Annotated in this window: 15 protein-coding genes and 1 pseudogene; 5 read left to right on the top strand and 11 right to left on the bottom strand. The window is 65.0% G+C overall.

Going from position 1 to position 20,261, the window contains the following annotated elements; genetic code table 11:
* Nucleotides 1-2: 2 nt before the first annotated feature.
* From ACIBW7_RS02985 to ACIBW7_RS03025, 9 genes and pseudogenes are all read right to left on the bottom strand, one after another.
* The gene (locus tag ACIBW7_RS02985; RefSeq protein WP_397043478.1) at nt 3-713 is read right to left on the bottom strand and encodes a sterol desaturase family protein; all 711 of its coding nucleotides are present in this window, start codon (nt 711-713) and stop codon (nt 3-5) included.
* 109 nt (nt 714-822) lie between these two features.
* Nucleotides 823-1,560 carry a FadR/GntR family transcriptional regulator gene (locus ACIBW7_RS02990; RefSeq protein ID WP_397043480.1) on the bottom strand — a complete coding sequence of 246 codons (738 nt, stop codon included), beginning with the start codon at nt 1,558-1,560 and terminating at the stop codon, nt 823-825.
* Between the two features lie 408 nt (nt 1,561-1,968).
* Nucleotides 1,969-2,697 carry a hypothetical protein gene (locus tag ACIBW7_RS02995; protein ID WP_397044155.1) on the bottom strand — a complete coding sequence of 243 codons (729 nt, stop codon included), beginning with the start codon at nt 2,695-2,697 and terminating at the stop codon, nt 1,969-1,971.
* Between the two features lie 44 nt (nt 2,698-2,741).
* Entirely contained in the window at nt 2,742-4,400 is a 1,659-nt protein-coding gene (locus tag ACIBW7_RS03000) for an ABC transporter family substrate-binding protein (RefSeq protein ID WP_397043482.1), read from the bottom strand.
* Nucleotides 4,397-6,082, bottom strand: coding sequence for an ABC transporter family substrate-binding protein (locus tag ACIBW7_RS03005; protein ID WP_397043484.1), 1,686 nt, complete (start codon nt 6,080-6,082; stop codon nt 4,397-4,399). The genes ACIBW7_RS03000 and ACIBW7_RS03005 overlap by 4 nt, the downstream gene beginning before the upstream one ends.
* Nucleotides 6,079-7,752 (bottom strand): ABC transporter family substrate-binding protein, encoded by a 1,674-nt coding sequence (locus tag ACIBW7_RS03010; RefSeq protein ID WP_397043486.1) that lies wholly within the window; start codon nt 7,750-7,752, stop codon nt 6,079-6,081. The genes ACIBW7_RS03005 and ACIBW7_RS03010 overlap by 4 nt, the downstream gene beginning before the upstream one ends.
* A gap of 12 nt (nt 7,753-7,764) precedes the next feature.
* Nucleotides 7,765-9,637: pseudogene (locus ACIBW7_RS03015) on the bottom strand (ABC transporter ATP-binding protein).
* Nucleotides 9,634-10,575, bottom strand: coding sequence for an ABC transporter permease (locus ACIBW7_RS03020; protein WP_397043488.1), 942 nt, complete (start codon nt 10,573-10,575; stop codon nt 9,634-9,636). The pseudogene ACIBW7_RS03015 and the gene ACIBW7_RS03020 overlap by 4 nt, the downstream one beginning before the upstream one ends.
* 73 nt (nt 10,576-10,648) lie before the next feature.
* The gene (locus ACIBW7_RS03025; protein ID WP_364474330.1) at nt 10,649-11,626 is read right to left on the bottom strand and encodes an ABC transporter permease; all 978 of its coding nucleotides are present in this window, start codon (nt 11,624-11,626) and stop codon (nt 10,649-10,651) included.
* A gap of 160 nt (nt 11,627-11,786) precedes the next feature.
* Between ACIBW7_RS03025 and ACIBW7_RS03030 the strand changes: the two genes are divergently transcribed.
* Both ACIBW7_RS03030 and ACIBW7_RS03035 read left to right on the top strand, forming a co-directional pair.
* Nucleotides 11,787-12,644, top strand: a complete 858-nt coding sequence (locus ACIBW7_RS03030; protein ID WP_397043491.1) for a hypothetical protein — start codon at nt 11,787-11,789, stop codon at nt 12,642-12,644.
* 74 nt (nt 12,645-12,718) lie between these two features.
* Entirely contained in the window at nt 12,719-13,519 is an 801-nt protein-coding gene (locus ACIBW7_RS03035) for an HAD family hydrolase (protein ID WP_397044157.1), read from the top strand.
* 9 nt (nt 13,520-13,528) lie between these two features.
* Here ACIBW7_RS03035 and ACIBW7_RS03040 read toward each other — a convergent pair whose 3' ends face one another.
* A complete protein-coding gene (locus ACIBW7_RS03040; RefSeq protein WP_397043493.1) occupies nt 13,529-15,838 on the bottom strand; it encodes an N-acetylmuramoyl-L-alanine amidase in 2,310 nt (769 codons plus the stop codon).
* Nucleotides 15,839-16,180: 342 nt separating this feature from the next.
* Between ACIBW7_RS03040 and ACIBW7_RS03045 the strand changes: the two genes are divergently transcribed.
* Nucleotides 16,181-17,728 (top strand): SpoIID/LytB domain-containing protein, encoded by a 1,548-nt coding sequence (locus ACIBW7_RS03045; RefSeq protein WP_397043495.1) that lies wholly within the window; start codon nt 16,181-16,183, stop codon nt 17,726-17,728.
* Nucleotides 17,729-17,794: 66 nt separating this feature from the next.
* Here the strand turns inward: ACIBW7_RS03045 and ACIBW7_RS03050 are convergent, their stop codons facing one another.
* Complete coding sequence (locus ACIBW7_RS03050) at nt 17,795-18,295, bottom strand: MarR family winged helix-turn-helix transcriptional regulator (RefSeq protein WP_397043497.1); 501 nt, start codon at nt 18,293-18,295, stop codon at nt 17,795-17,797.
* A gap of 106 nt (nt 18,296-18,401) precedes the next feature.
* Between ACIBW7_RS03050 and ACIBW7_RS03055 the strand changes: the two genes are divergently transcribed.
* Together ACIBW7_RS03055 and ACIBW7_RS03060 are read left to right on the top strand one after the other, a co-directional pair.
* Nucleotides 18,402-19,328 carry an EamA family transporter gene (locus ACIBW7_RS03055; protein ID WP_397043499.1) on the top strand — a complete coding sequence of 309 codons (927 nt, stop codon included), beginning with the start codon at nt 18,402-18,404 and terminating at the stop codon, nt 19,326-19,328.
* Nucleotides 19,329-19,397: 69 nt separating this feature from the next.
* Nucleotides 19,398-20,159 (top strand): MerR family transcriptional regulator, encoded by a 762-nt coding sequence (locus ACIBW7_RS03060; protein WP_397043501.1) that lies wholly within the window; start codon nt 19,398-19,400, stop codon nt 20,157-20,159.
* Nucleotides 20,160-20,261: the final 102 nt, after the last annotated feature.

The raw sequence follows: 20,261 nt of genomic DNA on the forward strand, positions 1-20,261 counted from the left end.
CGTCAGGCGGAGTGCAGATGTCGGGCGGTCGGTGAGGTTTCGGTGGTTGCCGGGTCCGGATAGGTGCCGAGCAGACGGTCGGCGGTGCCGGAGGTCGTCACGGTGAACCAGTAGTGCTCGTTCTTGTAGTGGTGATGGCGATGGTTGCGCCAAACCGCCCGGTAGAGCGAGCCTTTCGGCTTGTAGTCGGTGTGGATCAGATAGTGGGTCCACTCGTAGCCGAGGCCGAGCACGGTGATCATCAGCAGGAAGGTCAGGCCGAGGCCGAGCCGGGGGAAGGCCAGGGTCGCGATCGCGATCAAGATGATCACCAGTACCGAAAGCGTCTTGGTCGGGATGAAGATCAGCGGGATATTGCGCGGATCCACATGGTGCTCACGGTGTTTGCGCGCCAGTTCACTATCGATCGGGATCGAGCCGAGGCGCCTCGGCCGCCAATGCAATACCGTGACGTGCACGATCCATTCGAAGACCGGAAAGACCGCGAGCATGACCGCGGGCACCAGTGCGTCGGTCGGTTGCCAGTCGCCCACGATGATCCGGGCGACCAGCGCCGCCGCCAGGGTGGTGCCGATCAGCCATGGCGAGGGGTGCCGGATGAATTCGCGGAAGGCGGCGGCGAGGGTGAGACCGCGGCGCAGGGGCCGCTCGTCCTGAAGCACACGCTCGCGCGTCGTGGCCGAATCCTTGCTGGATGATTGTGGTTTCGTCATGGTAGTTCCTCGATGGAGCCAGTCGGTGCCGTCCATTCGGTGGCGACCGAGCGATATTCCGAACCGCCGCGGTGATCCGGGATTGTCGACGCCGGATCGCATATCGCCGTCAGCGTTCGATGTTTTCGGTGCCCTCCAATACTTCGATCAGGGCCGTAGTAGCCGGTTCGAGCAGCGTCCGAGCGGTGCTTGCGGCCTGGTCCGGTGCACCAGCCTCGATGGCGGCGGCCAGGTTTCGATAGGCCTCGACATTGCCCACCTCGGCGGACATGATCGGGGCCAGCGCCGCGAGCGCGGGTTCATAGGCGGCGCGCAACATGTTGAACATCAGCCGGAACACGATGGAGTCGGCGGCGTCGACGACGTGATCCCAGAACTCCATCGCATGCCGCTGCTGTGCGATCGGATCCTGTTCGGCGCCAAGCGCTTCGACCGTGCGATCCAGGGCGGCGCGCACGGTGGCCGACTCGGTTTTGCCGAGCCGGATCGCCGCGAGTTCGGCCACCTTCGGTCCGTTGTGCAGCCGCGCTTCCAGAATGCTGCGCGCGACCTTCGGTTCCAGCTCGCCGGCCTGAACCAGCAGTCGCGGCAGCACCTCCAGCCCGGCCCCGCGCCGGTAGTCCAGCACGGTGGTCGCATCCCCCTGCCGCACGGCCACCAGTCCCGCCGCCGCCAACCGCTGCAGTGCCTCCCGTACCGCGGGTCGCGAAACCCCTAACGCCTCCGCCAACTGCCGCTCGCTGGGTAGCGTCGCGCCGGGCGCCAACTCCCCACTGAGCACATCCGCCGCGATCTGCTCGAATACATCGCCCGATACCGACCGCTTGACCACAGGTTGCAACGCCATACCGCCACTCTGCGCCAAAAAGGTCAGGAGGTCAAGTGGTCAGACCAGTCTCGACCGTAGAGCCAACCTTCCGGGTTGGGTCGGAAAGGTCGGCGTCGGCGACGTGTTTGCTGCTTGGCGTTCCAGATCCCGCGAGCCCGGTCGACCTCGCCAAGGTTCACCGACCACTCGGCCCGCGCGGCGAACAGCGGTGCCAGGCTGCGTCCCGGATCGCTGATCCCGTGTACGACCCGCGCCAACCTTCGCCGGCAGTGACCATGAGGCGGGACCTGGGCGAACTAGGTGCGCTCTATCAGTATTCGAATAACCAGCAAGACGCAGCGCCAACCGCAACGTTGAGGCCGAACGGGACAATCCGCGTTCTCGATTGACCCCGACGACGCCCGGCAGAGCGGGCGATTCGGGAGATCAGCTGGGGTCGGAGCCGCGAATTGCGGCCAGCCAGATGGCGGTGGCGGCGGCTACCGAGGTGGCAGCGAGGAAGGCCATGAAGCCACCCGCGGCGATGTAGACCCACATGAGGGCTACGAAGGGTGCGGCGACGGTGGATTGGGCGTCGAGCAGGAGACGGCGGCGGACCCGGGCGGAGTCGGTGGCGAGGACAGGAGCGTCGGGATCGGGACGGGATGGGTTGTCGATCAGGCGGCCGGGCGGTTCGGAGCTGCGTGCCTTTCCGGACGGGTAGAAGTGCGAGGTGGCGGTGTCGACCGAGCTGTCGGTCACCTCGGCTTCGGTCTCGGCCATGGTGAGCAGTGCCGGATCGAAAAAGATTGGCAGCCAGCGAGTTCGATAGTTCTCGTTGATCTCGAGCCAACTTCGGCTGACGAGCCGATGTTGGTTGCGCACCCGCTTGATCTCCACGGTGCGCGCTCGATTGTCACGGCCCGTGCCGCTGGTCCCGGTGCTGTCGCTCATGCCGCTGCCGGCACCGACGTGTGAGCCGGCATCGCCCTCGCCGCGAGGTGCATCCGCCTGGCGTGGGCCGATGTCTGCTAATCCATTCGGCAAAAGCCCCAACGCTCTGGCGAACTGAAACCCCGTATAGCCCAGAATGCCAAGAGCAACCGTCGTCAATGCCGCCACCTGGTCCAAGTCGCCGAACGGCGCCCAGGCCAGGCAGACAACCAGGGCGCCGATGGTCACCGAGACCGGATAGGCCAGGGGGTGGCCCGGTCCGAATTTCACTTCAGGAAGCCGACTTTGGTGTAGTCGGGGGAGGCGAGGCCGAAAGCGCCGTAGTTGGCGAGGTTGTCGCGCACCGCGTAGGTTCCCGAGGCCTGCTGCAATGGCACCGAATAGCCCTCGGCGAAGATCATCTGATCGCATTTGTTCGCCGACTCGATGGCCTTCGCCGGATCGAGTTCGGCAATGGTCTGCTCGATCAGCGCATTCAATTCCGGGGATCCGATGCGGGCCTTATTGCCCATCAGATTCGCCGGGTCGTAGGCGTAGATCTGCGGTAGCGCGCCCAACGGGAGAACGCTACCGCCCCAACTGAACTGGGCGATATCGAAGTTGCCCGGATCGATCACATTCTTGAACAGCCCACTGCCGGGCACGGTCTGGATGGTCATCTTCACCCCGACCCGCGCCAGGTTCTGCTGCACGATCTGCGCGGTCTGCACCCAGGCTTCCTGCTGGTACATCACATCGCGTAATTCGAGTTTGCGGCCGTCCTTTTCGCGGACGTCGCCGTTGAGCTTCCAGCCGAGCGCGTCGAGCATCCGCGCCGCCTCGTCCGGATCGAAGGCGATGGGGGCCGAATTGTCCTGGTAGCCCTTCTGGCCCTTCATGTAGATGTGGTTGTTCAGCGGTGTCGGGTTGTCGACCACACCGTTCTGGGCGGCACTCACCAGCGCCTGCCGATCGATCGCCTTCGAAATGGCAATCCGCAGTTGCGGATCCGACAGCAGTGCACCGGGGGCGCCGTTGAAGGTCAGATGTGACCAGCTCGGCTCCGGTGTGCGCCGGATGACCACATTCTTCGAATTCCGCGCGCCGGTCACATTCTCGATCCCGGACATGTACGCGTAGTCGATCTCGTTGTTCTGGATACCGGGCAGCACCGCGGAGTCGTCGAGCACGCTCAGCGTGATGGCGTCCAGTTTCGGTGTATCGCCCCACCATTTCGGATTGCGCCCCAGGGTGATCCGGTTCTGCGCGCGATCGATGGAGGTAACGACGAACGGCCCAGAACTGACCGGCAGACCGTCGCGGTCGAGATTGCTGAACGCCTCCGGATTCGCGGTGACTGCCTTGGGATACAGCGGCGAGAACTGTCCCTGCCATTCGGCGTACGGCTTGTCGAAGGTAACGATGGCCTGGAGATCGTCCACGCCGCGCTCGACCTTCCCGACCCGGTCGAAGCCACTGGACGACGAGATCAGGAAACCGGCATCCTTACCGCTGAGCGCGGCCGCTTCCGATCGCAGGTCCTCCCAGGTGATCGGACTGCCGTCGGACCATACGGCCTTCGGATTGATCGTGTAGGTGACCTGCTGGGGGCTGGTATTGGTCAGCTTGATATCGGTGAAGTAATTGTGGTCGACCGTCAGCTCGCCCGCCGCATTGCTGACCCACGGTGACGGCAGGGTCGGATTGATGACGGAGGCAGTGCTTTCGGTATTGCCGTCGACGTGCAGATAGTTGAACGACTCCGGGAACGAGCTCAGCGCCAGGCGAAGATTGCCACCGTCGCGCAGCTCGCTGCGATCCTTCGGGTTGATGTCGTTGGTACTACCGATATCGACCGTGCCCGGGGTGATGCTGTTGTCGGAGCAACCGGTCACGAGCAGGCCGAGGGCGACAATCGGAACTGCTACCGCGGTTGCGAATCTCATTTCTCGAACCCGACCTTGGTGTAATCCGCCGAGGCGAGGCCGAAGGCGCCGTAGTTGGCCAGCCCCTCGCGCACCGCCACGGTGCCCGCGGACTGCACGATGGGCAGCGAGAAGCCCTCGTCGAAGATCATCTTGTCGCATTCGTTGGCCAGTTCGATGGCCTTATCGGGATCGAGTTCGGCGATCGTCCGTTCGATCAGCGCATTCAGTTCCGGGGAGCCGATCTTGCCCTTATTGCTCAACGTATTCGCGGGGTCGAAGGCGTAGATCTGCGGCAACGCACCGAGCGGGAGGATGCCACCGCTCCAGGTGAACTGGACGACGTCGAAGTTGCCCGGGTCGACCACATCGGTGAAAAGCCCATTGCCCGGATAGGTCTGGATGAGCAGTTTGACGCCGATCTTGGCCAGATTCTGCTGCGCGATCTGGGCCATCTGCACCCAGCTCTCCTGCTGGTACATCACATCGCGGATTTCCAGCTTGCGGCCGTCCTTTTCGCGGACGTCACCGTTGAGCTTCCACCCGAGGTCATCGAGTTCTTTGGCGGCCTGTTCGGGGTTGTAGGCCACCGATGCCGCATTGTCCTGATAACCCTTCTGGCCAACCATGAAAATGTGGTTGTTGAGCGGCTTGGGGTCGACCACGACGCCCTGCTGGGCCGAGGTCGCGATGGCCTGCCGATCGATACCCTTCGAAATGGCAACGCGCAGTTTGGGATCCGCGAGGATCGAGCCGGGCGCACCGTTGAAGGTGAAGTGCGAGAACCGCGGCGCGGGCGCGCGGCGCACCTTGATGCCGGGCGCGTTCGAGGCCGTCTTGACCTCATCGATGCCCGATACCGATGCCGAATCCAGTTCATTGTTCTGCAGTGCGTTCAGCCGCGCCGAGTAGTCGAGCACGCTGTAGGTGACCGTATCCAGCTTCGGCGTATCACCCCACCACTTCGGATTGCGGCTCAGTACGATTCGCTGCTGCGCCTTATCGATCGAGGTGATCATGAACGGACCCGCCGAAACCGGCAGACCGTTGCGGTTGACATCGTCGAAGGCCTGCGGGGTCGCGGTCGACGCCTTGGGATAGACCGTGCTGAAGATGCCCTGCCATTCCGCGTAGTGCTGGGCCATGGTGACGATCGCCTGCCGGTCGTCGACACCGCGTTCGACCGTGCCGATCTGCGCGTAGCCCTGGGTTGCCGCCACCTGGAAGGCGGGGTTGCGCCCGCTGAGCGCCTCGGCCTGGGATTTCAGGTCTTCCCAGGTGATGGGCGTGCCATCGGTCCAGACCGCCTTGGGATTGATCGTGTAGACGATGGTCTGCGGATTCGTATTGGTGAGTTTGATCTCGGTGAAATAGTTGGTGTCGGTGGTGATATCGCCCGCCGCATCGGATTTGACCGAGCCCGGCAATGCCCACCCGACCAGATCGGAAACCTCGCCGTCGGAGTCGACGTGCGATGCATTGAAGGTCGCCGGGAAGTTCGTCAGCGCCAGCCGCAGATTCCCGCCGTCGCGCAATTCGCCGGCGTCCTTCGGATTGATGTCGTTGGCCGTGCCGATCGAGCTGGAACCCGCCGTCACGTCATCACCCGACCCGCATCCGGACAGAATCAACGCGATGGCGACGGCGGGTGCCGCGATCCGAATTCCCACCCGGCGCTGCCGGGCGATGCGTGCTGTTGTCATTTCACGAATCCGATCTTGGTGTAGTCGTAGGACGCGAGGCCGGGGGAACCGATATTGGCGAGATTCGCGCGGACTCCGAAGCTGCCGTCGCTCTGCATCAGTGGCAGCGAATGACCTTCCTCGAACACCTTGCGATCCACCTCATTGGCCAGCTCGAGCGCCTTCGCCGGATCCAGTTCCGAGAGCGTGCGATCGATCAGGGCATTGAGCTCCGGCGAGCCGACACGGGCGTAATTGCCCTGCAGATCGTTCGGGTCGTAGTAGTACGCCTGGCGAATACTGCTGAACGCGAACGCATCACCCACCCAGACGAACTGGGCGGCGTCGAAATCGCCGGGCTGGATGACATCGGTGAAGTACCCCGCGCCGGGCCTGGTGTCGATGGTCAGCCCCACGCCGATTCCGGCGAGGTTCTGCTGGATGATCTGGGCGACCTGGACCCAGGTCGGATCGTTGTACATGACATCGCGGATAACGAGCTTGCGCCCGTCCTTCTCCCGCACATCGCCGTTGAGCTTCCACCCCGCCTGGTCGAGTTCGCGCGCCGCGGCGCTCGGATCGAAGCCGAGGCTGTTGTCCTGGTAGCCCGCTTGCCCCTGCAGAAAGATGTGATTGTTCAGCGGCTTCGGATTCTCGACCAGCCCGTTCTGAATCGCGGTGACGATCGCCTGCCGATCGATTGCCTTCGAAATGGCGACGCGCACCTTGGCATCGGACAGGATGGACCCCGGCGCGCCGTTGAAGGTGATGTGGCGCCAGCGATTACCCGGCGCGCGGCGCACCACCAGGCCGCCGGTATTGCGCACCGTCTGGACGTCGTCGACCGTGGTCAGCTGCACCAGGTCGAGTTCGTTGTTCTGCAGCGCAGTCGTCCAGGCCGAGTGATCGAGCACGCTGTAGGTGATGGTGTCGAGCTTGGGCTTGGTCCCCCACCATCTCGGATTGTGGCCCAGCACGATTCGGCCCTGCGACCGGTCGGTGGAGACGACCTGGAATGGTCCGGCGCTCGGCCCCATGGCATCGGCGAGGCTGTTGTTGAACGAATCCGGATCGGCGGTAACGGATTTCGGGAACAGTGAGCCATTGCCCGCGAACTGGCCGCGCCATTCGGCATAGGGGTGGCTGAAGGTCAGGACGGCCTGGCGGTCGTCGACGCCGCGCTCCACCCGGTCCACGAATTCGAAGCCGTTGGTGATGGCGATCAGGAATCGCTTGTCCTTACCGCTGAGCGCATTGGCTTCGGATTTGATGTCTTCCCAGGTGATCGGATTGCCGTCGGACCATACGGCCTTCGGGTTGATCGTGTAGGTGACCTGCTGCGGGTTGGTATCGGTCAGCGCGACATCGGTGAAATAGTCCTTGTTGATGGACAACTCGCCCGCAGCGTTGGTGTCGAACGCGCGCGGCATCAGCGGCCGTTCGATATCGGCTATATCGCTGTCGTTACCGTCATTGGACAGGGTGTTCCAGTTGGCCGGATACGACGTGGTCGCCAGCCGCAGATTCCCACCGTCGCGGACCTCGTCGACGCTCTTCGGATTGATGTCATTGGTGGTGCCGAGCGTATCCGACAGCCCCGCCGTCGAATCGCCGCCCGAACCACAACCCGCCGCGATCAGCCCCAGTGCGACAACCGGTGCCGCCCATTTGGTTCTGGTTCTCGATCGCATCGCGCTCTCCCTCTATCGGCTGACGACCGGCACCGGGACCGCATCGATCAACGCCCGGGTGTATTCGTTGCTCGGGCGGTCGAAGATCTGTTCGGCCGGCCCGGCCTCGACGATCTTCCCGCGATACATCACCGCGATATCGTGGGCCAGATTGCGGACCACCGAAAGATCGTGTGAGACGAACAGATAGGACAGACCGTGTTCGGTCTGCAGGTTGCGCAGCAGATTCAGCACACCCGCCTGGATCGACACATCCAGTGACGACACCGGTTCGTCGAGCACGAGAATCTCCGGATCCAGGGCCAGCGCACGGGCAATGCTGATGCGTTGCTTCTGGCCACCGGAGAAGTCGGCGGGATAGCGGTCGGCGTGTTCGGGCCGCAGACCGACCTGTTCGAGCAAGCGGCACCCGCTTGGCGATTTCGGTGCGGGGCCGGCCATCGATGCGCATCGGTTCGGCGAGCACGTCGAAGATCGGCAGCCGCGGATCCAGTGCGGCCGTCGGATCTTGGAAGACGATCTGCATCTTCCGGCGGATCTCCCGCCTGCGCGCCTTGGTCAGGGTCGCGATATCGCTGCCCATGATCTCGATGGTGCCCGCTTGCGGCTTGATAAGTTCGAGAATCTGGGTGAGTGTGGTGGATTTTCCGGATCCGGACTCGCCGACCAGCGCCAATGTGCGCCCGGCGCGCACCTCGAAGCTGATGCCGTCGACGGCGCGGACCTCGCCCTTACGGCGCTTGAACACCACCCCCGAGGTGATCGGATAGGTCTTCACCAGATCCGAAACCCGCAGCACCACACGCTCATCGGTATCGGCTTCGGCGGACGGCTCCGAAATTTCCTGGCGGTAGGCCTCGAACAGATCGGCGGAGGTGACTTCCGCGGTGCGGATGCAGGCGGCCGAATGGCCGGGGCCGGTCTTCTCCAACGGCGGCTCGGCCGCACGACAGTCATCGATCGCGATGGGGCAGCGCGGCGCGAACGAGCAACCCGGCGGCAGTGCGTGCATGGCGGGCGGTGCGCCGACGATCGGGATCAGCGGACTGCGGGCCGGACCGTCCATGCGCGGGATCGAGCCGAGCAGGCCGACCGTATACGGCATTCGTGGTGCGGCGAAAAGCTCTGCCGCCGGGGCGGTTTCGACGATTTTCCCGGCGTACATCACCGCTATCCGGTCGGCGAGTGTGGCGGCGATGCCCATATCGTGGGTGATCATGATGACACCGGCGCCGGTGATATCGCGCGCCTTGCGCAGCAGATTCAGGATCTGCTTCTGCACCGTCACATCGAGTGCGGTGGTCGGCTCATCGCAGATGATCAGCGCGGGATCATTGGCGATGGCCATGGCGATGACCACGCGCTGACGCATACCGCCGGAGAACTCGTGCGGAAATGCCTTGGCGCGCAATGCCGGTTCCGGAATGCCGACCAGATCCAGCAGTTCGACGGCCCGCGTCGAGGCCTCTCGACGGGTCATATCCGTATGTGCGAGTAGGGCTTCGGCGACCTGATCACCGACCCGGTATACCGGCGTCAGCGCCGAGAGCGGGTCCTGGAACACCATGCTGATGGAACGTCCACGCAGCTTGGACAATTGGCGATCGCCGAGCCCGAGCAGTTCGCGCCCACGCAGCCGGATGGAGCCGTTGATCCGCGCCTGCTCCGGCAGCAATCCGATCACCGCGAGCGAGGAGACCGACTTACCGGATCCGGATTCGCCGACGATCGCGAGCACTTCGCCATCGGAGACGGTGTAGTTGACCCCGCGCACCGCGTCGATGCGGCCCTCTTCACTGGGGAAGGAGACCCGCAGGTCGGATACCTCCAACAGCGGTGCGGTGGAGTTCTTTTCGGTGGAGACCTTGTCCGCTGGGCCCGTCATGCCGCTACCTTCTTTTCCGACCCAGCCTTCTTGCGCGAGCGAGCCCGTTTGGCGCTGGGATCGAATGCGTCCCGCAATCCGTCACCGACCAGATTCGCCGAGAGCACGATGACGATCAACAGTCCACCGGCGAACATGAACAGCCAGGGGAAGGTGAGCGCCGATGCGGTGCCCGAGGCGATGAGCGTGCCGAGTGAGACATCCGGCGACTGCACACCGAATCCGAGGAAGCTCAAACCGGTTTCGGCCATGATCGACGCCCCCACCGACAGCGTGGTGTCGATGATCAGGATCGAGGCGATATTCGGCAGGATATGACTCAGGATCACCGTCCTGGTCGGCGCGCCCATATACCGTGCGGCCTTGACGAATTCGCGTTCGCGCAGACTCATGGTCAGGCCGCGCACGATGCGTGCGCTGATCATCCAGCCGAAGACGCTCAGCAGCAGGATCAGCAGCAGGATGGACCCGCTGCCCTTCGTCTTCGGCGCGAACAGCGCGACGATGATGAAACTCGGGACCACGAGCAGCAGGTCGACCAGCCACATGATGGCCTTGTCGGTGAAACCGCCGATGAGTCCGGCGATCGAACCGGTCAGCGCCGCGATGGTGGTGCTGATGATGGCGACGCAGAAGCCGATGATCAGCGATTTCTGCATACCGCGCAGGGTTTGGGCGAGTACGTCGTGGCCGATGGCATCGGTGCCGAAGGGATGCTTTGCGGAGGGCGGTTTCCGCAGCGCGGTGCCGTCGAGTTCCTGATAGTCCCAGGTCCAGAAGTACGGCAGCACATAGGCGACCAACACCAGGATCAGCAGCACGATCACGCCCGCGACCGCGGCCTTATTGCGCAGGAACCGCCGCAGCACGAGCCTGCGCCGACCCGAGGCGGCCGTGACCTCCGGCGCGCCCTGGACAATGATTTCGGCTTCGGTCATGACTGCGCCTCGCTAGCGCTCGGCTCCGTCACGCCCGACGGTGCTGTGTTGATGGTTCGTTCGCTGCGCTCACTCACGACACACGCACCCTGGGGTCGAGAATCGCGTACACGACATCGGAGAGCAGACCCGACACCAGCACGACAAGACCGGCGAACGCCGTCACCGTGACGACAACGTAGAGGTCCTGGGCATTGATCGAATTGACCAGCCATTCCCCGACGCCGTGCCAGCCGAAGATCTTCTCGGTGAAGGTCGCGCCGGTGATCAATCCGCCGAGGCTGTAGGCGAACAGCGTCGCCATCGGGATCAATGCGGTCCGCAGGCCGTGCTTGTAGAGCGCCTTGTTGCGAGTCAGGCCCTTGGCGCGGGCGGTGCGGATGAAATCGCTCTGCAGCACGTCGAGCATGGCATTGCGCTGGTATCGGCTGTAGCCGGCCATCGCGCCGAGAGCCAGACCGGCCGTCGGCAGCACCAGATGCTGGAGGCGGTCGAGCAATTGCGGGAAGAAGCCGTTGATCTTGTTCGCCGAGGTCTCGCCGGTATAGAGGAAGATCTGCGATCCGGTGAGCGTATTCACTTCCAGCGCACCGTATTTCAGCAAGGTGGCGAGCAGGAACACCGGCGTGCTCAGCACCAGCAGGGAGACGACCGTGGTGAAGTAGTCACTGAATTTGTATTGCCGGATCGCCCCGGCCGCACCGATCAAAACCCCGAGCACCGTACCGACGATCGAACCGATGATCAGCAGCCGCAGACTCACCAGCACCCGGCGTGGCAGTTCCTCACTGACCGGCTGCCCGGCCAGCGTCTGGCCGAAGTCACCCTGCGGGATGCCCTTCAGCCAGCTGATATAGCGCTGTGGGATCGGCTCGTTGAGATGCAGCTGTTCGGCCTTGGCATCGATCACCGCCTGCGGCGGACGTGGATTGCGCTGTTCGAGACTGTCCAGCGGCGTGAACGTCAGCGACGCCAGACTGAACGTCAGGAACGAAGCCAGCAGCAACAGCACGACATAATTGAGCGCGCGTCGTAGCAGGAAGCCGGTCATCAGTCCTCTGGTCCTACGGCTGGTCGGGCCAGCATCGAGTATTAGCCCCTGATCATAAGGACGTGCGTGCGAGCGTGCGTGACACGCGTGAGATCGGCATGTCCTCTATTCTGTGCAGACCGGTCTGTCCAGGCGTTTCCGGTGCTCAAAGGGGGACTTCATGGGTTATCCGCAATATGAGCCTTATCCATCGGTCCCGGCACCCGCACCCGGTGGCGGCACCGCGATCACGGCCGGGGTGCTGGCGAGTATCGGCAGTGCGGGCCAATTGCTCGGCGGCGGTTTCAATATCGTGCTCGGGCTCACCGACCTGGCCCGTGATCTCGCGGAGTACGACTCGACCGGCCTGTTCGCGCAGAGCTGGATCAAGACCTACCTGCTGGTGGCCGGTTCGATCGCGGTGGTCACGGCGTTCCTGCTCGGGGTCGGCGCGATCATGATGTTCACCAGGCGGCCGCTCGGTCGGGTGCTCGTCGTTGCCGGATGCGCGGTGGTGGTGATCGCCGGGATCACGGAGTACGCGGTAACCCTGCACTACACCACCTCGGGCGGAAGCGCGGCGGAGATCGGTGGCGGCATCGGTGGTCTGTTCGGGTTGATCTTCCCGATCGTCACCGCGGTGCTCGCCCTCGTGCCCCCGACAACGCGCTGGCTCAACCACAACCCGGTAGCCGCGCCGCCCGTGGCCATGTATCCGTACGGACCTGCTGTGCCAACCGCTGGGTATCCGTCCGGACCTGCTGTACCACCGGCCGGGTATCCGTCCGGTCCGACGCCCTATCCGCCCGCGCCCTATCCGCCCGCGCCCTATCCGCCCGCGCCTTATCCGCAATACGGTCCGTCAGCCGATGTTCCGCCGTATCCGCAAGCAGGTACCGATCAGGCGGGCGGACAACCGCAATGGGGAGCGAATCCGCAGGCAGCACCGGATTCTCCGGCACCAGACCTGGCTGAACGGCAGTCCGACCCGACGATGAAGGCCGAGGACTCCCCGTGGCGGCGACCGCCGTCGCAGTGATAGCCGCGACCTGGCCGAGATGGTCGTCCGGCAGGATGGAATAGGTGACGCGCCTGCACCTGCCCAAGCCGAAGATGGTTGCCACCGATGTGGACGGCACCCTCATCGATCACGACGAGCGGGTCACCGCGCGAACAAAGGCGGCCGTGGCTGCTCTGATCTCCGACGGGGTGCCGTTCGTACTGGCCACCGGGCGCCCGCCGCGCTGGATCGATCCGGTGGTGCACGGGCTGGGTTTCGCGCCGCTGTGCGTCTGCGGCAATGGTGCGGTGATCTACGACAGTGCCGCCGACCGCGTGCTCGCCAGCCGGACCCTGGACGTGGACACCCTGGCCTGGATCGCCGACCTGGCCGAAAGCGCACTGCCCGGCTGCGGTCTCGCCGCCGAACGCGTCGGCGCCAGTGCGCACGACGCGGTGACGCCGCAATTCGTGAGCTCGCCGGAATACGAACATGCCTGGCTGAATCCGGATGACACCGAGGTTTCGCGCGCCGAGGTCATCGATGCGCCCGCGATCAAGATGCTGGTTCGACTACGCGGCACCTCCAGCGCCGATATGCGCGCGGTCCTCGCACCGCTGATCGGCGACCGCGCCGATATCACCTACTCGACCGACCACGGCCTGATCGAACTCTCCGCACCCGGCGTCACCAAGGCGTCCGGCCTGACCATCGTCGCCCAACGCCTCGGTGTCGAACATTCGGCGATCATCGCATTCGGCGATATGCCCAACGATGTTCCGATGCTGACCATGGTCGGCCACGGCGTCGCGATGGCCAATGCGCATCCGGAGGCGATCGCCGCCGCGGACGAGATCACGGCGGCGAACTCCGAAGACGGTGTGGCGCAAGTGCTCGAGCGCTGGTGGGTGTGAGCGTGCCGGTCAGCCGGCCGGCGCCGGGACCGGATCGGGGCCTGGCGCGACGAGCTGGCCGACCGGGTTGCGGTTGACCTGCTGCTGGTAGGTGTTGTTATAGGTCTTCCAGACGGTGGTGATAATGCCGGTCAGCTCGTTGAGAATCAGTGAGCCGTACTGGAAGTCGGTTCGCAGCCCGTTCGGCACCGAGTAGCTGTTGGTCATCGGCAGCCCGAGAAGCCCGGCATCGCCGCCGAGGGCGAGGAAGCGATCCAGGATCGCACCCATCACCTCGAACACCTGACCGTTCGGGCCGGTATAGACGTACCCGTTGACGAACTTCGCGTACTGCTGCCCCTGCGCGGCGGGCATTGGCTCCGAGGCGGCCGCGCCGAGCGGACCGTCCGGACCGCCCTTATCGGCCCAGTGCTTGGCGATCGCATTCTGATTCACCATGCCGAGCAGCTTGGCCGTGAGTGCGGCCAGCGTGGCGATATCGGTCTGGGTCTGCGGGGCGGTCTGCACCTGCGGTTGCTGGGTTGTCGGCGCCTGTGCCTGCTGCTGCGGCTTGGTGGAGGTGCCGGACGGTGCCGATATGCCCGCCGCGATATCTCGAATGCGGTCCATATCGGCGTAGGCGGAGTCACCGGGGCAGCTGGTATTGCCGACATCGCGGTGCGCGAACACCACCGGCAGCCGAACCGCCTCACCCTGCGCGTACGAGGTGAACTCGGTGCCCTCGGAGTACATCGTGGTGTAGCCCTTGGGATCCAGGCCCGCGATCTTGGACCGCCACCCGATGAACCGGCCGATCGCATTGATCGCCGCTTCCGAAGGTTCCGCGGATTCGTAGTTGCCCATCAGCGCGACACCCGAGGTGTTCTCGTTGAACCCACCCGCGTGCGCGCCCTGCACCGGACGATCCAGTCCGCCGAAGCGACCCTCGAAGATTTGGCCGTACTTGTCGACCAGTGCGTTGTAGCCGATATCGCACCAGCCCAAGGTCTTTGCGTGATATGTGTAGATCGCGCGGACGATGCCCGCCGATTCGGCCGGACTGTAGTCGTTGCGGCCCGCGGTGTGGTGCACGGTGAGGCCGCCGAGCTGGTCGTCGTAGGTGGGTTCCTCACAGCGGATGGATTCGTCCGCGCCCCACTGGGATCGGGTGATGACATTGGGTCCGCCACCGGGGAGCGCCGCGGCGACATTGTTGAGCGCGCCGTCGATCGCGCCGCGGCCCGGATCGATCAGCACGGCCGTCAGTGCGGCCGCGGTCTGGGCCGGATCATCGGAACGTCCGGCGGCCGGGGTGGGCAGCAACGGCACGGCGCCCTCAGCGTCACCCGCGACGGGAGGACGCGGTGCGGCCGCCACGGCAGGCTTGCGTGTCACCAGGATCTGCACGGACTTGGTATTGCCGACGTAGATCGGCTCGGTGCCGGTGGTGCCGCCCGTCACCCGATCGTTGCGACGAGTGTCGACGGCCTCGGCGTCGTACCAGGGACCCCACATGCCGTCGGACTGACGGGCCCGGACCAACGCCTTGGTATTCACCAGATCGTGCGCGGTCAGTGCGACAACGCTGAACGGGGTATCGCGGCTGAGCTCCTTGACCTGCGCGCCCACCTGGCCGAGGAGTTCCGGCGGGACGGCGCCGGGGGACAGTGCCGGTGTGTCGGGGGTGACGTCGGGCTCGAGCTGGGCGGGATCGGCGATGAAGGCGGCGGCTGGGGAACGGCCTTGGGTCGGTTGACCGGGGGTTGTGCCCTGGTCTGCGGACGGGGTCTGACCTGGGATGGTTTGGGCGGGTAGCGGTTGGCCTGGGATGGTTTGGGCGGGTAGCGGTTGGCCTGGGATGGTTTGGGCGGGTAGCGGTTGGCCTGGGATGGTTTGGGCGGGTAGCGATTGGCCCGGGACCGTCTGACCCGGAAGCGATTGGCCGGGAACGTATTGTCCGGGAACCGATTGGCTCGGTGTGCTCTGTCCGGGATCGAGCTTGGGTAGCGGAATTTCCTGCGGTAGCTCGACACCGGGCGGCAGTGGCAAACCCTGGGGAACCGGAATGGATTCCGGAATCGGCAGCATGCGTAGATCCGAAAGATGCAGATCAGGTAGTTCGAGACCGGTGAGTTCGCGCAGTGGAAGGGTGATGTCGGGCGCCGTGGTGAGAACCACCTCGGCCAATTGCGCGGGGATTGCGGCGAGCTCGCTACCGGTTGTCGAGCGGTAATCGGTCGAATCGCTCAGCGTGAACGTCGCGAGCGGAGCCGCTACCGCAAGTGTGGTGACAACCGGGAGCACGTAGGAACGTTTCGGTTTGCGGTACGGCACGAGCATCTCCAATCAGGTCGAACCGAGCGATTATCTGCATGAATGTCAGGGTTGCTTCCTGATGCATCAACGATCACACTAGTTAACAACTGTCACATATCTAAACCTCTGGTTGAGGATTATGTGATTGCTCGAATGTAGCTCTCGATTTGCGACCAGATGGAACGACATGCCGACAGGTATCGAACCGATCAGGTCCTGGAAAACCGTGGGAGTGAACGGATGCGAAGTAAACGGCACCGGAATGACACGACGCGGGGGGAGCGAAAATTGCGGGTGAAAACGAGTGCGCCACGCGGACGAATTGGCGGGCGACGGATATCGGGAACTCCGACTTCCATCCGTCCGGTGCTGGTCACCGGTGGTGCGGCCGTGCTGGCCGGCACAGTACTCGCATTCTGGGTCTGGCCGACCGACGCCCTCGTCCGTCCGTTGGCGGGACCGGGCCATGGGCGCGGTATGAGTCAGGTCGGGGCGTTCGACAGTGCCCTGGAAGGCTGGGCTGCCGAACGCATTCTCGATCACTACTACCCGGGCGCGACGCTCAGCAAAATCTCGGCGACCACCGTCGGAGTGCGGCTGTCCGCCCAGGACGACTCGACGCTGGACGCCTATGCCGACGCCGGATTGCGAGTCGCGGGCCAAATGCTGCCGCGCGGCCAGGTCGCGCATCTCACCGCGCTGCCCGGCGGCGGCGCGAATGTGGTTGTCACGATGGGCTGTGACGGTGAGGTGCTGTGGCAGCGGGCGACCGCCGACCCATGGATCTATCCGCTCAACCCGCGGCCCAACCGTCCCGCCGCCGAACATCTGACGCTGTGCGGTGGTTCGGCATATCGCGGCTCGCTCGGTGTCGCCATGGAAAACGGTGAGGCGCGCACGGTGAACCGCGTCGACGTCGAGGACTATCTGCTCGGTGTCGTCCCGGCGGAGGTACAGGCCAACTGGGCTGACAAGGGAGCGACGGAAGCCCTTCGCGCACAAGCGATCGCGGCACGTTCGTACGCGCTGGCCGAGCGCCGCTACCCTTACGCGCAGACTTGCGATACCACCGACTGCCAGGAGTATCCCGGCACGGCCAAGGAGGATCCGCGCGCGGCCGCTGCCATTGCATCGACCGCGGGGACGGTGCTTTTGCGGGACGGCCGAATCCTGCGTTCGGAGTACTCCTCCGCACCCGACGGTGGGGAACCGGCCGATATCTACGCCTTCGATGTCGGACCGACGCCCGCCGAACTCGGCACCCCGGTGGTCGGTGCGGGTAATCCGGTGGATCCCCGCAAGCAGACCCTCGTCGCCGAATCCCCGATCGATGCCGAATATCGCCGGATCGGCGGCGCGAGCAGCGCGGTCGGCCGGCCGCTCGGCCCGGAAATGGCGCTACCCCAAAATGCCGGTACCTACCGACTTTTCACCAACGGCGTCATCATCGCGACGCCGACGCTCGGTGCCCAGGTCGTCGACTTCACGACGTTGATGCAGCTGGTGCCGGATACGCACGAGGGCAAGCCGGGCGGCACCGTGCCGCCGGGCAGTAACGAGCATGCCGTACCGCCCGGCGCGAATGGCACACCGGAGGGCGCACTGCCCGGTGCTGCGAATGGCGTGCCCGAAAGCGCGCCGCCTCGAAGTGCGGTACCGCCCGGCGTGAACAGCTCACCCGAGAGCGCACTGCCCGGTGGCTCGAACGCCGTGCCCGCCGATGTCGCGCCCGCGAGTGTGCTGCCGGGCGGCAACATATCGCCCGAGAGCGCGGTGCCCGGCGGCAACGCCCCGCCCGGAACGACCGTCGCCCCGACCACCGCATCGACCCCAACCCCGCCACCCCCACGCGCTCCCGCGATCCCCTCGGCCGCGCCGACGAGCGAGGAATCGGAGCCGACCGTAGAGCTCTAGTCGCCTTACGCGCGTTTGTGGACTCGCGGCAGTAGTTGTCGGTGGCGTAATCGGACAGTCGTCGAATCAGGACGACGCGGTATCGCCCAGCGATTCGGTCAGGGTTCGCAGCAGATCGGCGAGGTGACCGCGGTCCTGCTGATCGAGTGCGGCGAGGAGGCGCTGCTCGTTCGCCATGTGCAAGGGCAGTAGGTCGTCGATCAGGGTGCGGCCGGTGGCGGTGAGTTGGACGCGGATTGCTCTGCGATCCTCTGGGCAGGGTGCGCGCTCGACGAGGCCCTTGGCTACGAGGCGGTCGATGCGGTTGGTGATGGCGCCCGAGGTGAGCATGGCGACCTGGTTGAGCGCGCCCGCGGTGAGTCCGTCGGCGCCACCGGAGCGACGCAGGGTTGCGAGCATGTCGAACTCCCAGAACTCCAGTCCGTGTCCGGCGAAGAACTTCTTCAGGTCCTGTTCCAGCAGGCGGGAGAGCCGCTGGATGCGCCCGATCACCGCCATCGGTGACACGTCGACGTCCGGCCGTTCCCGGTTCCAGTGCGCGGTGAACAGATCGATCGCGTCGGCCACGGCGTTCCTCTCGATAGTGATTATCTCAACATTAATCTACTTGACGGTGAGGTATCCCGCCGAGTAGATATTTCAACGTTGAGATTATCAATGAGGAGCGACCGACATGACAACAACCACCGCCGCGCGTGACTCGTACGCCGGCACCCTGGCGCTCGCCGCACTCGCCCCGATCGCATGGGGCTCCACCTACGCCGTGACCACCGAATTCCTGCCGCCGGACCGTCCGCTCTTCACCGCGCTGATGCGCGCCCTGCCTGCCGGGCTCGCGCTGCTCGCCATCACCCGCGTGCTGCCGCGCGGGGTCTGGCTCGGGCGCGCCGCTGCCCTCGGTGTCCTCAATATCGGCGCGTTCTTCCCGCTGCTGTTCCTCGCCGCGTACCGGCTGCCCGGCGGTGTCGCCGGTGTTCTGGGTGCGGTCGCACCGATGTTCGCGCTGGCCTTCGCAACAGTCGTGCTCGCCGAAAAACCCAACGGGCGCAAGGTGATCGCGGGCCTGATCGGTGTCTTCGGGGTCGCACTTGTGGTGCTGCGCGCCAATGCGCAACTCGATACGGTCGGTGTGATCGCCGGACTCGCGGGTGCGGCGTCCATGGCGATGGGCACGGTGCTCACTCAGCGCTGGGGTCGACCCGAGGGTGTCGGACCGCTCGCGATCACCGGCTGGCAGCTCACCGCGGGCGGCCTGTTCATCGCACCGCTCGCCTTCCTGATCGAGGGTGCGCCGCCCGCACTCGACGGCCGGGCCGTCGGCGGTTACCTCTACCTCGGCGTCATCGGTACCGCGCTGGCGTACTTCCTCTGGTTCCGCGGCATCGCCAAGGTGCCGGCGACTTCGGTCGCCTTCCTCGGACTGCTCAGCCCGGTATCGGCGGCTGTGATCGGGTGGATCGCGCTCGGTCAAGCGTTGAGCCCGCTGCAGGTGGTCGGACTCGGTATCGCGCTCGGCGGCACGCTGCTCGGTCAGGTGGCCGCAAAGCCGCGGATCGAACCTGCCGTGGTGACACCTCGGGTATCGGTGGACGTACATTAAAGGGTTGACCTTGACGTAACGTCAACTTGCAAGCTGGTTGTACCGACGAGAAAGAAGGGAGAACAGGTCATGCGAACGGGCACCGAATGGTCCATCCAGGATCTGGCCAAGGCGGCCGGTACCACCAGCCGAACGCTGCGCCACTACGGGCAGCTCGGGCTGCTGCCGCCGAGCCGGATCGGCGCCAACGGCTACCGCTACTACGACCAGGACTCCCTGGTTCGGCTGCAACGCATCCTGCTGCTCCGAGAACTCGGCCTCGGCCTTCCGGTCATCGCCGAAGTTCTCGCGGGCGAACAGGACACCGCCGCCGCGCTGCGCGCGCACCTGGAACTGCTTCGGCAGGAACAGGATCGGATCCGGCGCCAGATCGAGTCGGTGACCACCACGCTGCACAAGACGGAACGAGGTGAACAACTCATGGCAGCAGAGGTTTTCGACGGTTTCGACCACACTCGGTACAAGGATGAGGTGATCGAACGCTGGGGCAAGGACGCCTACGAAAGCGGCGACCGCTGGTGGCGCTCGCTCAGCGAGGCGGATAAGAAGGCGTACTTCCAGACCCACCTGGATATCGCCGCCGACTACGGCCGGGCGCACGCCGCCGGACTCGCCCCGGACAGCGACGAGGTCCAGGCCATCGTCGCGCGGCACTACGACTGGTTGGGGGTCGGTTCGCAGGGCCGCCCGTCGTACGAGTACTTCACCGGACTCGGCGAAATGTACGTCGCCGACCCGCGTTTCGCGGCCAACTACGACGTACACGGCGACGGTACAACCGAATTCGTGCGCGACGCGATGAAGGCGTACGCCGAGGCCAACCTGCGGTAACAACAAGGTAGGGCGCCCGCATCCAGCGGACGCCCTACCCGCAGTTCGCCGGGCGGCCGAACTGGTTGCGGCGCGATAGAATTCGCGATCGAAAATGAGGAG

The organism is Nocardia sp. NPDC049526 (assembly GCF_044465765.1).
Classification (GTDB): Bacteria; Actinomycetota; Actinomycetes; order Mycobacteriales; family Mycobacteriaceae; genus Nocardia.

Coding starts and splice junctions, on each gene's coding strand:
- ACIBW7_RS02985 (WP_397043478.1), bottom strand. CDS start 713: ATGACGAAACCACAATCATCCAGCAAGGATTCGGCCACGACGCGCGAG.
- ACIBW7_RS02990 (WP_397043480.1), bottom strand. CDS start 1,560: ATGGCGTTGCAACCTGTGGTCAAGCGGTCGGTATCGGGCGATGTATTC.
- ACIBW7_RS03000 (WP_397043482.1), bottom strand. CDS start 4,400: ATGAGATTCGCAACCGCGGTAGCAGTTCCGATTGTCGCCCTCGGCCTG.
- ACIBW7_RS03005 (WP_397043484.1), bottom strand. CDS start 6,082: ATGACAACAGCACGCATCGCCCGGCAGCGCCGGGTGGGAATTCGGATC.
- ACIBW7_RS03010 (WP_397043486.1), bottom strand. CDS start 7,752: ATGCGATCGAGAACCAGAACCAAATGGGCGGCACCGGTTGTCGCACTG.
- ACIBW7_RS03020 (WP_397043488.1), bottom strand. CDS start 10,575: ATGACCGAAGCCGAAATCATTGTCCAGGGCGCGCCGGAGGTCACGGCC.
- ACIBW7_RS03025 (WP_364474330.1), bottom strand. CDS start 11,626: ATGACCGGCTTCCTGCTACGACGCGCGCTCAATTATGTCGTGCTGTTG.
- ACIBW7_RS03030 (WP_397043491.1), top strand. CDS start 11,787: ATGGGTTATCCGCAATATGAGCCTTATCCATCGGTCCCGGCACCCGCA.
- ACIBW7_RS03035 (WP_397044157.1), top strand. CDS start 12,719: ATGGTTGCCACCGATGTGGACGGCACCCTCATCGATCACGACGAGCGG.
- ACIBW7_RS03040 (WP_397043493.1), bottom strand. CDS start 15,838: ATGCTCGTGCCGTACCGCAAACCGAAACGTTCCTACGTGCTCCCGGTT.
- ACIBW7_RS03055 (WP_397043499.1), top strand. CDS start 18,402: ATGACAACAACCACCGCCGCGCGTGACTCGTACGCCGGCACCCTGGCG.
- ACIBW7_RS03060 (WP_397043501.1), top strand. CDS start 19,398: ATGCGAACGGGCACCGAATGGTCCATCCAGGATCTGGCCAAGGCGGCC.